Source organism: Azospirillum sp. 11R-A (genome assembly GCF_049472615.1).
Lineage (GTDB): Bacteria > Pseudomonadota > Alphaproteobacteria > Azospirillales > Azospirillaceae > Azospirillum > Azospirillum palustre.
The window spans coordinates 17215-30165 of sequence record NZ_JBCEBL010000024.1 but is presented as its reverse complement, the minus strand read 5'-3'; the positions used below and the strand labels follow the sequence as shown (position 1 = coordinate 30165).

Sequence of the window (12951 nt, the reverse complement as noted above, 5' to 3'; positions counted from 1 at the left end):
GCTTTACACCTGTCCGGAGAGCAGACGGGTCCGCTCGCTCTCGGTCCGCACCACCTCATCCACGGGGATGTGGAAGTCGCGGTTGTAGTTGAAGGTATGGTTGATGGCGACCGCCAGCAGGCCGACGAAGCTCACCGCGGCCAGCCACCAGATGTGCCAGATCAGGGCGAAGCCGAGCACCGTGCTGAGGCCGGCCAGGATAATGCCGGTGCCGGTGTTGCTCGGCATGTGGATCGGGCGGAAGCCCTCCAGCGGACGGGCATAGCCGCGCTTCTTCATGTCCCACCAGGCATCGTTGTCATGGATGACCGGCGTGAAGGCGAAGTTGTAGTCCGGCGGCGGCGAGGAGGTCGCCCATTCCAGGGTGCGGCCATGCCACGGGTCGCCCGACACGTCGACCAGCTGCTTGCGCTTCAGGATGCTGACGGCGATCTGGATCAGGAACGACCCGATGCCGAGCGCGATCAGGACGGCGCCGAAGGCGGCGATCTGGAACCAGATCTGCAGCGACGGATCCTCGAACACGCGCAGGCGGCGGGTGACGCCCATCAGGCCCAGGACGTAGAGCGGCATGAAGGCGAAATAGAAGCCGATCACCCAGAACCAGAAGGACATCTTGCCCCAGAACGGGTCGAGGCGGAAACCGAAGGCCTTCGGCCACCAGTAGTAGATGCCGGCGAACAGGCCGAACAGCACGCCGCCGATGATGACGTTGTGGAAGTGGGCGATCAGGAACAGGCTGTTGTGCAGGACGAAGTCGGCCGGCGGCACCGCCAGCAGAACGCCGGTCATGCCGCCGAGCACGAAGGTCAGCATGAAGGCGATGGTCCACATCATCGGCAGTTCGAACCGGATGCGGCCGCGATACATGGTGAACAGCCAGTTGAAGATCTTCGCACCCGTCGGGATCGAGATGATCATCGTCGTGATGCCGAAGAACGAGTTCACGCTGGCGCCCGAACCCATGGTGAAGAAGTGGTGCAGCCACACCAGATAGGACAGGATGGTGATGACGACGGTCGCGTAGACCATCGAGGTGTAGCCGAACAGCTTCTTGCCGGTGAAGGTGGAGGTCACTTCCGAGAAGATGCCGAAGCACGGCAGGATCAGGATGTAGACTTCCGGATGGCCCCAGATCCAGATCAGGTTCACGTACATCATGGGGTTGCCGCCCATGTCGTTCGTGAAGAAATGCGTGCCGGCATAGCGGTCCAGCGACAGCAGGACCAGAACGGCGGTCAGGATCGGGAAGGAGGCGACGATCAGGACGTTGGTGCAGAGCGAGGTCCAGGTGAAGACCGGCATCTTCATCATGGTCATGCCGGGGGCGCGCATCTTCACGATCGTGCAGATCAGGTTGATGCCCGACAGCGTCGTTCCGACGCCCGCCACCTGCAAGGCCCAGATGTAATAGTCGACGCCGACGTCCGGGCTGGCCTCCAGCCCCGACAGCGGCGGATAGGCCAGCCAGCCGGTGCGCGCGAACTCACCGATGAACAGCGAGGCCATGATCAGGACGGCGCCGCCGACGGTCATCCAGAAGCTGAAATTGTTCAGGAACGGGAAGGACACGTCGCGGGCGCCGATCTGCAGCGGCACGACATAGTTCATCAGCCCCGTCACGAAGGGCATCGCGACGAAGAAGATCATGATCACACCGTGGGCGGTGAAGACCTGATCGAAGTGGTGCGAGTTGAGGTAGCCCTCGCTGCCGTTGAAGGCCATGGCCTGCTGGGCGCGCATCATGATGGCGTCGGCGAAGCCGCGCAGCAGCATGATCAGGCCCAGGATCATGTACATGATGCCGATGCGCTTGTGGTCGACGGTGGTGAACCACTCTTTCCACAGATAGCCCCACAGCTTGAAATAGCTGAGGGCGGCGACCAGCGCGATGCCGCCCAGCATCACCGCGAAGAAGGTCGCGACGACGATGGGCTCGTGATAGGGGAAGGACTCCAGGCTGAGGCGCCCGAAGAGGAAGGTCGTCAGTGTCTCAAGCATGCCGGTGTGCCCAATCAGGGATTGGCCAGCCGCTGCGGCCCGGCCGGGGAGGCGGACGCGCTGATCGGCGTGACGGTGGGGCGCTGCACGGCGCCCGAGTTTGCGGCGGCTTCAACAGCCTCGGCGACGGTGCACAGGCCGGTCGCCTGCGTGTCCGGGAACCCGGCCAGCGTGTTGGCCCGCAGGATGGCATCGGCCGCGGCCTTGCCGCCGGCGTTCAGCCCGCCCGCGCGGTCGATGGCTGCCATGTCGCTCATGCACATGGTGCCGGGACGGACGCACATGTTCACGACGGCGTTGAACAGCTTCGGATCGACGGTGCCGAAATGCTGGACCGGGACGGCCTCGCTCGGCTTTTCCAGCGCCAGATAGGCGTTGCGGTCGAGCGAGCCGCCGGCCGTCTTCACCTTGGACACCCAGCCGTCGAAATCCTGGTTCGACAGGCCGAGGAAGGCGAAGCGCATGTGCGAGAAGCCGGCACCGCTGTAGTTGGACGAGAAACCCTTGTAGGTCCCCGGCTCGTTGATCACGGCGTGGAGCTTCGTCTCCATGCCCGGCATGGTGTAGATCATGCCGGCCAGCGCCGGAACGTAGAACGAGTTCATCACCGTCGAGGCGGTGAGGCTGAAGCGGATCTGCCGGTCGACCGGGGCCGCCATCTCGTTCACGGACGCGATGCCGTATTCCGGATAGACGAACAGCCATTTCCAGTCGAGCGCCACCACCTGCACGTCCAGCGGCTTGGCGCCGGCCGGAACGGGCTTGTCGGCCGCGATGCGGTCGAGCGGACGGTAGGGATCGAGCTTGTGGGTGGTCACCCAGGTGATGGCACCCAGGCAGATGATGATCAGCAGCGGGGCGGCCCAGATCACCAGTTCAAGCTGCGTCGAATGGTCCCAGTCCGGTTCGTAGCGGGCTGTGTTATTCGACTGACGGTAACGCCAGGCGAACAGCACGGTAAGCGCCATGACCGGGACGATGATCAGGAGCATCAGCAGGGTTGAGATGACCACAAGGTCACCCTGCTGGCTTGCAACGTCGCCGGCCGGGTTCAGCACGACCAGGTTGCAGCCACTCAACGCCGCCATCACTGGCAGCAGGGCGATTGCGCGATAACGGCTCAAGGCAGGACCTGTATCGAAGGTTTGCTTTGGGGAGAGAGCTAGCGGCAATAGCCTAGCCCCGACATTGGACAATTTGTCCAATGCCTCACTCCTGCGTGCTTGACAGATCACCGACTGTTGCGGTGACATATTGTATGATCCGCGGATCATCGCAAGCGAAATTACGCAGCCGGAGCCGACATGATGACTTCATCGATTGCGGCCGTAGAACGGGACGGAAGGCTGGTGAACGCGCGGCATCACGGGATCAATCCCGGTGAGATTGCCATCGGCGTGATCATTGGCCGAACTTCCGAGTTTTTCGACTTTTTCGTTTACGCCATCGCTTCCGTGATCGTCTTCCCGAAGCTGGTGTTCCCCTATGTCGATCCGCTGACCGGGACCCTGTGGTCTTTCGCCATCTTCGCGCTGGCCTTCGTCGCGCGACCGATCGGCACCTTCATCTTCATGGCCATCGACGAGAATTACGGGCGCAGCGCCAAGCTGACCATCGCCCTGTTCCTGCTGGGCATCTCCACCGTGGCGCTGGCCTTCCTGCCGGGCTACGAGTCCATCGGCGTCGCCGCCGCATGGCTGCTGGCCCTGTCCCGCATCGGGCAGGGTGTCGCGCTCGGCGGCACCTGGGACGGTCTGGCCTCGCTCCTGGCGATGAACGCGCCGGAGAACCGGCGCGGCTGGTACGCCATGATCCCGCAGCTGGGCGCGCCCATCGGCCTGATCGTGGCGAGCGGCCTGTTCGCCTACATGGTCAACAGCCTGTCGGCGGAGGATTTCTTCGCCTGGGGCTGGCGCTATCCCTTCTTCGTCGCCTTCGCCATCAACGTGGTGGCCCTGTTCTCCCGCCTGCGACTCGTACAGACGCCGGAGTTCGAGCGCCTGTTCGTGAACCGGGAACTGCAGCCCGCCCCCGTGGTGGAGACGCTGCAGGTGGAAGGCAAGCGCGTGGTGATCGGCGCCTTCGCCCCGCTGGCGAGCTTCGCCCTGTTCCACATGGTCACCGTCTTCCCGCTGTCCTGGATCTTCCTGAACGCGAATCAGGAGACCGGCGTCTTCCTGGTGATCGAGGTGATCGCCGCCGCCTTCGGCGTCGTGGCCATCGTCGCCTCGGGCTACATCGCCGACCGGGTCGGGCGGCGCACGCTGCTCGGCACCTGTGCGGCGGCCATCGCGGTGTTCAGCGGCTTCGCCCCGATGCTGCTCGACGGCGGCAAAATGGGCGAGCTGGTGTTCATGGTGCTGGGCTTCGTCATCCTCGGCCTGTCCTTCGGCCAGTCGTCGGGGTCGGTGGCGTCGGGCTTCAGCCAGCAATACCGCTACACCGGGTCGGCGATGACCTCCGATCTGGCTTGGTTGTTCGGCGCCGGCTTCGCGCCCTTCGTCGCCCTGTTCCTGTCCAGCCATTTCGGGCTGATGGCGTCCGGCCTCTATCTGCTGTCCGGCGCGGTCTGCACGCTGTTGGCTTTGAAGATCAACAAGACGCTGTCGTCCTGACCGCGACTCTGTCGTCCTGACGACATGAAGACCGCCCGCCGCAGTCCTGCGGCGGGCGGTCCTTGTTTTGAGAGTCGGAATCTGTCGGTCAGCCCTGGGCGGACTGGCTTTGCGCCGGCTTGGCGGCGCCCTGGAACCGCAGGATCTTCGGCGTCCGCATGTCCTCGCCGATAGGGGCGTCGCTGGCCGCACCCCGCATGGCGGAGACCGGACGGGGGAAGCCGCTGCGGTCGCTGTAGTCCGGCACCGGCAGGCTGCGGTAATAAGCCTCCTCTTGGTGTAGCTTCTGGGCGCAGACCGCGTCGAGCGCCGTCACCGCCATCACCGCGCCGAAGGCGATGCGGGCGTTGCCGGCGCGCGGATTGTTCTCCATCCCCGCCGCCAGCGTCGCCATGTCGACGGCGTCGCCGGCGATCCGGCTCCAGATCCAGGGCTTGGGATCGCCGAGCGCCAGCAGGCCGACGCCGGCGGTGATCTCCCGCACGCCATAGGCGCGGATCAGGTTGGTCCTGTCCTCCATCCCCATCCAGCGGGCAATGCTGCGGCCCGCCATCACTTCGGCGACGCCGAGGCCGATGCTGAACCAGCCCAGCCCGCGGGCGAGGGTGTCTCCGGCCGAGGAGCGGTCGTAATAGGCCATGATGTCACCTCAGGGCTTGAGGACCACCTTGATGCAGCCATCCCGCTTGTCGCGGAAGGTCTTGTACATCTCGGGTCCCCGGTCGAGCGGAACGGTGTGGGTGATGACGAAGGACGGGTCGATCTGTCCCTCCTGGATGCGGTTCAGCAGATCGTCGGTCCAGCGGTTGACGTGGGTCTGGCCCATGCGCCAGGTCAGTCCCTTGTTCATCGCCATGCCGAAGGGCATCTTGTCGACCAGCCCGCCATAGACGCCGGGGATCGACAGCGTGCCGGCCGGGCGGCAGACATAGATCATCTCGCGCAGCACATGGGCGCGGTCCGATTCCAGCATCAGCGCCTGCTTGGCCCGGTCCATGATGCTGTCGAGCGTGGCGGTGGCGTGCGCCTCCATGCCGACGGCGTCGATGCATTTCTCCGGACCCTTGCCGCCGGTCAGCTCGTTCAGTCGCTCGACGACGCTTTCCTCTTCGAAATCGATCGTGATCGCGCCGCCGGCCTTGGCCATCGCCAGCCGTTCCGGCACGCAATCGATGGCGATGACCTGTTTGGCGCCGAGCAGGATGGCGCTGCGGATCGTCATCTGCCCGACCGGGCCGCAGCCCCAGATCGCCACGGTGTCGGTCGGCTGGATGTCGCACTGGGCGGCAGCCTGCCAGCCGGTGGGAAAGATGTCGCCCAGGAACAGCACCTGTTCGTCGGTCAGCCCGCCGGGGATCTTGATGTGGGTGCGGTCGGCCATCGGCACCCGCACATATTCGGCCTGCCCGCCGGCATAGCCGCCGGTCAGGTGGGTGTAGCCGAACAGCCCGGCGGTGGTGTGGCCGAACATTTTGTCGGCCAGCGCCTTGTTGCGGTTGGAGCGCTCGCAGACCGAATAGTTGCCGCGGCGGCACTGGTCGCACTCGCCGCACCAGATGGTGAAGGGAACCACCACCCGCTCGCCGACCTTCAGCGCGCTCTTGGCCTCGGCACCGACCTCCACCACCTCGCCCATGAATTCATGGCCGACGATGTCGCCCTTCTCCATGCCCGGCATGACATTGTCATGCAGGTGGAGGTCGGAGCCGCAGATGGCGCAGGTCGTCACCTTGACGATGGCGTCGCGCGGATGCTCGATCTCCGGATCGGGGACCGTGTCGCAGCGGATGTCGTTGGCGCCGTGCCAGACCAGTGCTCTCATGGAAATTTCCCCTCATCGACTTGCTTACGGTCGTCTGGGGGGCAACAGGCCCGGCGGACGGAGCGTTCCGCCGCCGGGCGCCTCCTTACCTTTGGTGGACAGTCAAAGGATCAGTGCCTTTTCGCGGGCGACATTGCCGGACATGATGGCGGTCTGGCCGTCGTCCAGGCTGTTGCGCAGGGCGGGGAAGTCGATCTCCTCCTCCTGCCGGATATGGCCGTCGACGATGCGCTTCAGGTCGAGCGCGACGGCGAGCCAGCTAGGGTCGTCCTTCGGCGTCTGTTCCAGGGTGAAGAGGTGCATCTTCATCTCGGCATGCTCGCCGTAGAGATGCTTGGCGTCCTCCTCCTTGCGGGCCTCCTCGTGCAGCAGCGGATAGACGACGTCCTCTTCCGCCATGGCATGGGCGGCCAGCCGGCGCTTCAGCCGCAGCAGCAGCTGGGTGCGGCGGCCCGGCGCGTCGATGGGGGTCTGCACCATCTCGACCAGCAGAGCCTGGATGTGGCGATGGTCGTCGATCAGCGCGTCGATGCCGTCGCGCCCGGCGGCATGGCGGGCGGTGCCGGCCAGCTGCGCCACCACCGGCAGCAGCAGCCGGCTAGCCACCAGGGCCAGCGCCGCGCCGCCGGCCATCATCGCCAGCCCGCGTGGCGACAGCCAGCCCGTGCCGTCCCGATGCGGGTAATCCGATCCTGAGTAACGTGCCATGACGGGTCTCCTTCCTGCCGGTTGGGTCATCTCGCCCACCAACAGGCACCCGAGCCCCGGCGTTCCGCCGATCCCTCAGGAGGCGCCCTTTCAGGACCGCCGGGCCGCCCCCGATGCACTGCCCGGCGCATCGCCCGGCACGTCGGCGGTGGTTACCAGCAGGTGGAGAAGCATCAGGGCGGTGAAGAACAGGTAGGATTGCAGGATGTTGTAGGAGGTGTCGGCAAGCTCGCTCAGGGGATGGAAGAAGTCGTTGCTCAGGATCGCGAAGCCGGCGCCGAGCATAATCAGCCGGCCCAGGCTCCGGCGCCGGTCGCCTGTGGTTCGTTCCAGCGCCGCCCGGTCGATCAGCACGAACAGCAGATAGGCGCAGACCGGCAGCAGGACGCCGTAATGCGGGACCCAGGCGATGGGCGTGCCGATGGTGAAGCAGGTGCCGGCCACCAGGAAGGACGCGACAGGCTGCCGCCCGCCATTCCTTATCCGCCAGAGCAGGCCGAACAGGACGAAGGCCACGCCGGAGACCAGCGTCGCGATGTGGACCAGCGGATGGTAAGGGGCGAAGGCGCTGCCCCGCCATTCGGTGTCGCCGTTGGTGGTCGACATCAGGTTGGGGCCGTTGTGCAGCAGGCGGTGCAGCAGCCCGTTGACGGTCTGGTTGGAGTAGTAGCTTTCGCCATGCTGGCCCAGGAAGGACAGCACGTCGAGGTAATGCAGCGACGGCCCGAAGCCGTAGAGCGCGCAGGCGGCGGCGAAGCCGGGGGTCACCACGGCGGCCCAGCCGACGGCGAAGCCCCATTCCCGCCGCAGCAGCGCCCAGACCAGGAACAGCGACATCTGCGGCTTGATCAGGGTCGAGGCGCCGAGCAGCACGCCGGCCAGCACCCGCCGGTCGCGCAGGTAGAACAGGGTGGCGAAGACGAAGGCGGCGTTCAGCCAGACCTGGATCTGGCCGACGGCGAAGGCCTTGACCACCGGATAGAAGCACAGCGCCGCCACCGCTCCCAGGGCGGCCAGGGTCAGCCGGCTGACGCCGCCGCGCATCGCCCGGTCGAAGCCCATGCGCTCCGCCAGTTCGCGCATCAGCAGCGCCATGCCGCCCGCCGTTGCGACGACCATCAGCAGGTTGATCAGGGCATAGATGCGCAGATGCAGCAGCCCGACCGCCGACAGCGCCTCCATCACCAGCAGCGAGGTCAGCGGATACTGGAACTTCACATGCTGGGTGAAGAAGACGGCGTCATAGACATTCTCCTTCCCATGCTCGCGCAGCCAGGTGAAGGCCGTCATCATGGGTTCCCAGCTGTCGAGCGGAAGCCGTTCCGGCGACCGGCCCGCCACCAGCAGCAGGACATCCCACACCGTGGTGTCGCCGGTGCCGCCATCCAGATAGGGGCGGAAGACGACACCGAGCAACGTATCGGCACACAGAACGAACAGGAACGCGACCGACACCGTCCAGGCGGCGAAGCGGTCCTTGGCCAGGACATTGGCGGCCAAGCTGTCGACCGCAGCGGTCCTGCTGCTGCCCAGCGGTCCTTCCAGCGTTCCTTCCGCCGCGCGCACGAAATCCTTCGATCTCATCGACGACCACTCCCTGGCATTTGTCCCGGCTTGAGGCCGCCGGCAAGTCCGCGAAACTATGCCAGAGCATTGCGTGTGGGGAATGTGCCCCACCCGTGCCGGACCGGAGTAATGCCATTAAGCGCCGGCCACCCGCAGCGGTAGCCGACTACCCCGCCGCGACCGCTGCCGGCGCGTTCGGACGAAGAATGGCGGCGTGGAAAGCGTCTGGACGCTGGCCGTCCTGACCGGCCGCCGCCGGCTGCCGGCGATTCAAAGTCGTGCCGCCGGCAACCCACCGTTGCCGAACGCATGGAGGTTATGCGTTTTCGGAATCCCTTGTTTTACCTTGGCTTATTGTTCTTAGGGCGCGGAGTATTCTAATGTCAGGCTACCCCCATTTCGGGTTCGGCCGGATGCCGCCCCGACAGAGACAAGCTTCAGGCCCCCGGTGACCCGACGGTGATGGCGTCCTCTCACATAATCGTCGGTGGCGCCACTTGGTTCTACCTGTCGAGCCGGTACGGGATGACCTTCGACGCGGTCGCCTTCGGGGCGGCGATTCTGGGGGCGCTCGCCCCGGACATCGACCATCCGAAATCGACGCTCGGCCAGCTGGTCAAGCCGCTCTCCACCGCGATCTCCAACATCTTCGGCCATCGCGGCGTCACCCATTCCGCCCTCGCCATCGTCGGCTGCCTGTGGGTCCTGCACGAACATGCGGCCTATCAGCATGTGCTGATCCCGTTCATCGTCGGCTACCTCACCCATCTGGCCGGCGACATGCTGACGCCGGCCGGGCTGCCGCTGCTGTGGCCGATCAAGCGGCGGCGCAACTTCGCCCTGCCGATCCTGAAGACCGGCGGTTTTTCCGAACAGCTGGCGGTGACGCTGATGGCGGGCTGGATGATCTCCGGCCTGTTCTCCGGCGGCTGGCCGGAATTCCCGCTGCAACGGCCCTGGCGCTCGGTGGTGGCCGCGGCGCAGACCTATCTGGGCGAGGGCGGCATGGAAAAGGCCGCTCCCCCGTTGCCTGTGCGCAAGCCGCCGGAAACCAGCCGGACCAAGCCGCTGAAGGGCTGATGCGAGCCGCTCCGGCTATCCCGGAGCGGCTCGCTTTCAGGCTGCCCGCATTTCCCCGACCAGCCCGTCGACCTGACCGGCCAGCGTCCGCAGCTGCTCCTGCACGGTGGAGGAGGCCGACAGCACGCGGTTGGCCGACTCCCCGGACTCCCGCGCCGCATCGGCGACGCTGTCGATGTTGCCGCGGACATGCTGGGTGCTGTCCGCCGCCTCGCCGACGTTGCGGGCGATCTCGCGGGTGGCCGCGCTCTGCTGCTCCACCGCGGCGGCGATGGTGGCGGCGATCTCGTTCACTTCGCGGATGGTGCCGGCGATGGAGCGGATGGCGTCCACCGCCTCCTGCGTCACCGACTGCATGGCGGCGATCTGGGCGGAGATGTCCTCCGTCGCCTTCGCCGTCTGGGTGGCGAGGCCCTTCACCTCCGACGCCACGACGGCGAAGCCCTTGCCGGCCTCCCCGGCGCGGGCCGCCTCGATGGTGGCGTTGAGTGCCAGCAGATTGGTCTGGCCGGCGATGGACTGGATCAGCCCGACCACCTCGCCGATGCGGCCGGCGGTCTGGGCCAGCCCCTCCACCGTGCGGTCGGTGCGCTCCGCCTCGTCGGCGGCCTTGCGGGCGATCTGGCTGGAGGCGTGGACCTGGGTGCCGATCTCCTGGATCGAGGCCGACAGCTCCTCCGTCGCCGCCGCCACCGCCTTGACGTTGCCCTCGGCCTGCTGGGAGCTGCCGGCGGCGGTCGTCGCCTCTCCGGCGGTCAGGTCGGCGCTGCTGCTCATGCGCTCGGCCATGCTCTGCATCTCGCCGGCCGCCTGGGCGACGCGGTCCAGCACGCCGCGCACGCTGCTTTCGAAATTCTCGGCCATCTCGACCATGGCGCGACGGCGTTCGCCGGCCGCCCGGCCGCGTTCGGCCTCGGCCCGCGCGTTGGCGGCCTTCGCTTCGTTGGCGGTGTCGCGGAAGACCATCAGGGCGCGGGTCATGTCGCCGATCTCATCCGAACCGGCGGCGGGGATCGCCGCGTCGAGCCTGCCGGCGGCAATCGCCCGCATCGCCTCTGACAGCGCGCTGAGGCGCGCGACGATGTGGCGGCCCACCACCAGCCAAGCCAGGGCGGCGGCACCGATCAGGCTGCCGACCGCGAACAGGATCAGCATCTTGCGCCCGGCGGCGATGATGTCGTCGGTGCCGGCGACGGCGGCCTTGGCCTCCTCCCGCATCGCGGCGATCTTGCGGTCCACCGTGGCGGCGAAGCGCTGGGCCAGCTGCCGGTTCTCGGTGAGCATCCGCTCGGTTTCCGCCATCGCCGCCAGTTCGCCGCGGCGCAGCGCGATCACCCCTTCCTCGCCGCGGCCGAAGCCGATCAGCGCCTTCACCAGCGCGGCCAGAACCTCGGTGCCGGCGGCATTGTCGCCGGCCTGGGCGCGCAGCGTGCCGATGCGCTCGAACAGGGAGGAGGAGGCGGAGGAGAAGCGCTTTTCCAAGAGGTCGAGCCGGGCGTCGTCGGGGGCCTGCGACGCCTCGTTCAGGGCGCCGGTCAGGGCGGTGCCGTAGGTCGACAGCTCCAGGTTCGTGCGGAACTGCTCCAGCCCGCGGCCGAGCAGGTCCTGCACCGCCTCCTGCACCTGGGACCGGATGTCGAAGTTGGCGCGCTTGATGTCGCTCTGCACCTTGCGCAGCGGCGCGTTCAGCAGGGTGAGCAGCTGTGCGGCCTGCGTCCGGGCGGAGCTCAGCCGCTCGGCCAGCCGCCGGTCCACCGACCCGCTGCTGTTCTCGGTGCCGTCCAGCGCGGCGCGGCGCAGGTCGAACACATTGTCCTTGCCGTAGCCGAACAGGAACAGCGCGTCGATCTTGCCGGAGGCGTCGGCCGGCAGCCGGTCGCCCAGCGTGCCGAGCGTGGCCGTCACCTGCGACGAGGCTTCCAGATAGGCCTGCTGCTGCTCGCCGATGGCCTTGGCGTCGAGCGCCGTGCCGGACCGGTTCATGGCGTCGAGCGCCCCGGCGATGCCGCCGCGCAGGTCGTAGAGCGCGATCATCGAGCGCACCGCGTCCGACAGCGCCCCCATCTCGCGGTCGGTGCCGCCGTCGAGCGCCATGCCCTTTTCCTGCAACGCCTGGCCCGACCCGTCGACCAGCGGCGCCAGGGTCTTCAGGAAGCCGTCATAGGTCTGGGCCAGCCGGGTGGAGGCCGCCTCCCGCCGGTCATGCAGGGACAGGCGCCGCGCCACCCCGTCGTTGAGGCGGTCCAGCGTGCCGATCAGGGCATTGCCGGTTTCGCGCACCTCCGACAGAAGCGGGTCCTGCGGCCGGCGCCCGGCCAGCTCGTCCACCAGGGACAGGAAGCCGCGGGTGCGCTCCTGCGCCTCCGTGCGAAGGCGCTCCCGCTCCTCCTGGCTGGCGGCGCCGTCCAGCATCGGGGCGGCCGAGGCGATGGCGCCGCTTTCGCCGGCCAGCCGGGTCGCCAGCTCCATCTCCGGCAGGCTGGTGTCGGCGATCTGCGCCATCGGCCGCTCGACCGCGGAGAAGGACATCAGCCCGACGCCGCTGGCCGCCACCGTCATCGCCGCCATGCCGGCGAAGGCCAGCATCAGCTTCGCCCGCACCCCCAGCTTCAGGCCCGGACGGCGTCCGGCCTCTGTAGCGGACAGGCCGGGGCCGGAGCGCGGGGCGGAGGGTTCGGCGATGGTCATGGCGTCGGTGTCCCTTGAGAGCGGCTGTGGTCGCTGGTCGATCTGCACGAAACGAGGCCGGCACGAACGGGGCCTGCAAGAACTCTGGCCGGGCGCCGGCAGCCGCCCCTGAAGGTTGCGCGTCCGCATTGTGCGCAATCATGGCAATGCAAGCGCTGCGAGGTGCTTGCGACCATCGGCCACACCGGCCCTTGCATGCTTTTCGACAGCCCGAGCAGCCGTCAACTTCTTTTTCCGTGATCGAGAAAAGATAGTCGCCGTCCTTCCGCTATACGGAAGAGGTAGGCAAAATGGATGGGAAAGTTTCGCTCGCAGGAAACTCTGTTGCCCGCCGCCGGTGGGGTCCGGCCTCCGGTGCCGCAGGGCAGGCGCCACCTGTCTTCCAACGGCCAAGCCCAAGCCCCGGCTTGGGTCTATGCGCAAGGATCATGGCCATAGCGGGCAGCACCAAAGCGATCCGGGCTATCGACC

At 67.1% G+C, this 12951-nt stretch carries 9 protein-coding genes; 2 read left to right on the top strand and 7 right to left on the bottom strand.

Annotated features, from left to right (window positions below):
- Nucleotides 1–3: 3 nt before the first annotated feature.
- Both cyoB and cyoA read right to left on the bottom strand, forming a co-directional pair.
- Nucleotides 4–2001, bottom strand: coding sequence for a cytochrome o ubiquinol oxidase subunit I (gene cyoB, locus VH569_RS26040; RefSeq protein ID WP_423319127.1), 1998 nt, complete (start codon nt 1999–2001; stop codon nt 4–6).
- Nucleotides 2002–2015: 14 nt separating this feature from the next.
- Nucleotides 2016–3125 carry a ubiquinol oxidase subunit II gene (gene cyoA, locus VH569_RS26035; protein ID WP_247873126.1) on the bottom strand — a complete coding sequence of 370 codons (1110 nt, stop codon included), beginning with the start codon at nt 3123–3125 and terminating at the stop codon, nt 2016–2018.
- A 180-nt stretch (nt 3126–3305) separates the two neighbouring features.
- Here cyoA and VH569_RS26030 point away from each other — a divergent pair, with 180 nt between their 5' ends.
- On the top strand, nt 3306–4616 hold the full coding sequence (locus VH569_RS26030; RefSeq protein ID WP_423319125.1) for an MFS transporter: 1311 nt from the start codon (nt 3306–3308) through the stop codon (nt 4614–4616).
- Between the two features lie 88 nt (nt 4617–4704).
- Here VH569_RS26030 and VH569_RS26025 read toward each other — a convergent pair whose 3' ends face one another.
- From VH569_RS26025 to VH569_RS26010, 4 genes are all read right to left on the bottom strand, one after another.
- Nucleotides 4705–5256 carry a cyclase dehydrase gene (locus VH569_RS26025; protein WP_423319124.1) on the bottom strand — a complete coding sequence of 184 codons (552 nt, stop codon included), beginning with the start codon at nt 5254–5256 and terminating at the stop codon, nt 4705–4707.
- Between the two features lie 9 nt (nt 5257–5265).
- Complete coding sequence (locus VH569_RS26020) at nt 5266–6438, bottom strand: zinc-dependent alcohol dehydrogenase (RefSeq protein ID WP_423319122.1); 1173 nt, start codon at nt 6436–6438, stop codon at nt 5266–5268.
- A 102-nt stretch (nt 6439–6540) separates the two neighbouring features.
- On the bottom strand, nt 6541–7146 hold the full coding sequence (locus tag VH569_RS26015; protein ID WP_423319120.1) for a hemerythrin domain-containing protein: 606 nt from the start codon (nt 7144–7146) through the stop codon (nt 6541–6543).
- A gap of 90 nt (nt 7147–7236) precedes the next feature.
- Nucleotides 7237–8730, bottom strand: coding sequence for a glycosyltransferase family 87 protein (locus VH569_RS26010; RefSeq protein WP_423319118.1), 1494 nt, complete (start codon nt 8728–8730; stop codon nt 7237–7239).
- Nucleotides 8731–9174: 444 nt separating this feature from the next.
- On the opposite strand from VH569_RS26010, the gene VH569_RS26005 reads away from it, so the two are divergent.
- The gene (locus tag VH569_RS26005) at nt 9175–9792 is read left to right on the top strand and encodes a metal-dependent hydrolase (protein WP_098735337.1); all 618 of its coding nucleotides are present in this window, start codon (nt 9175–9177) and stop codon (nt 9790–9792) included.
- 36 nt (nt 9793–9828) lie between these two features.
- Here VH569_RS26005 and VH569_RS26000 read toward each other — a convergent pair whose 3' ends face one another.
- Nucleotides 9829–12480 carry a methyl-accepting chemotaxis protein gene (locus tag VH569_RS26000; protein ID WP_423319116.1) on the bottom strand — a complete coding sequence of 884 codons (2652 nt, stop codon included), beginning with the start codon at nt 12478–12480 and terminating at the stop codon, nt 9829–9831.
- Nucleotides 12481–12951: the final 471 nt, after the last annotated feature.

What these genes read in the sequence shown, in the direction of transcription:
- cyoB (WP_423319127.1), bottom strand. Translation starts at nt 2,001, where the DNA reads ATGCTTGAGACACTGACGACCTTCCTCTTCGGGCGCCTCAGCCTGGAG.
- VH569_RS26030 (WP_423319125.1), top strand. Translation starts at nt 3,306, where the DNA reads ATGATGACTTCATCGATTGCGGCCGTAGAACGGGACGGAAGGCTGGTG.
- VH569_RS26025 (WP_423319124.1), bottom strand. Translation starts at nt 5,256, where the DNA reads ATGGCCTATTACGACCGCTCCTCGGCCGGAGACACCCTCGCCCGCGGG.
- VH569_RS26020 (WP_423319122.1), bottom strand. Translation starts at nt 6,438, where the DNA reads ATGAGAGCACTGGTCTGGCACGGCGCCAACGACATCCGCTGCGACACG.
- VH569_RS26015 (WP_423319120.1), bottom strand. Translation starts at nt 7,146, where the DNA reads ATGGCACGTTACTCAGGATCGGATTACCCGCATCGGGACGGCACGGGC.
- VH569_RS26010 (WP_423319118.1), bottom strand. Translation starts at nt 8,730, where the DNA reads ATGAGATCGAAGGATTTCGTGCGCGCGGCGGAAGGAACGCTGGAAGGA.
- VH569_RS26005 (WP_098735337.1), top strand. Translation starts at nt 9,175, where the DNA reads ATGGCGTCCTCTCACATAATCGTCGGTGGCGCCACTTGGTTCTACCTG.
- VH569_RS26000 (WP_423319116.1), bottom strand. Translation starts at nt 12,480, where the DNA reads ATGACCATCGCCGAACCCTCCGCCCCGCGCTCCGGCCCCGGCCTGTCC.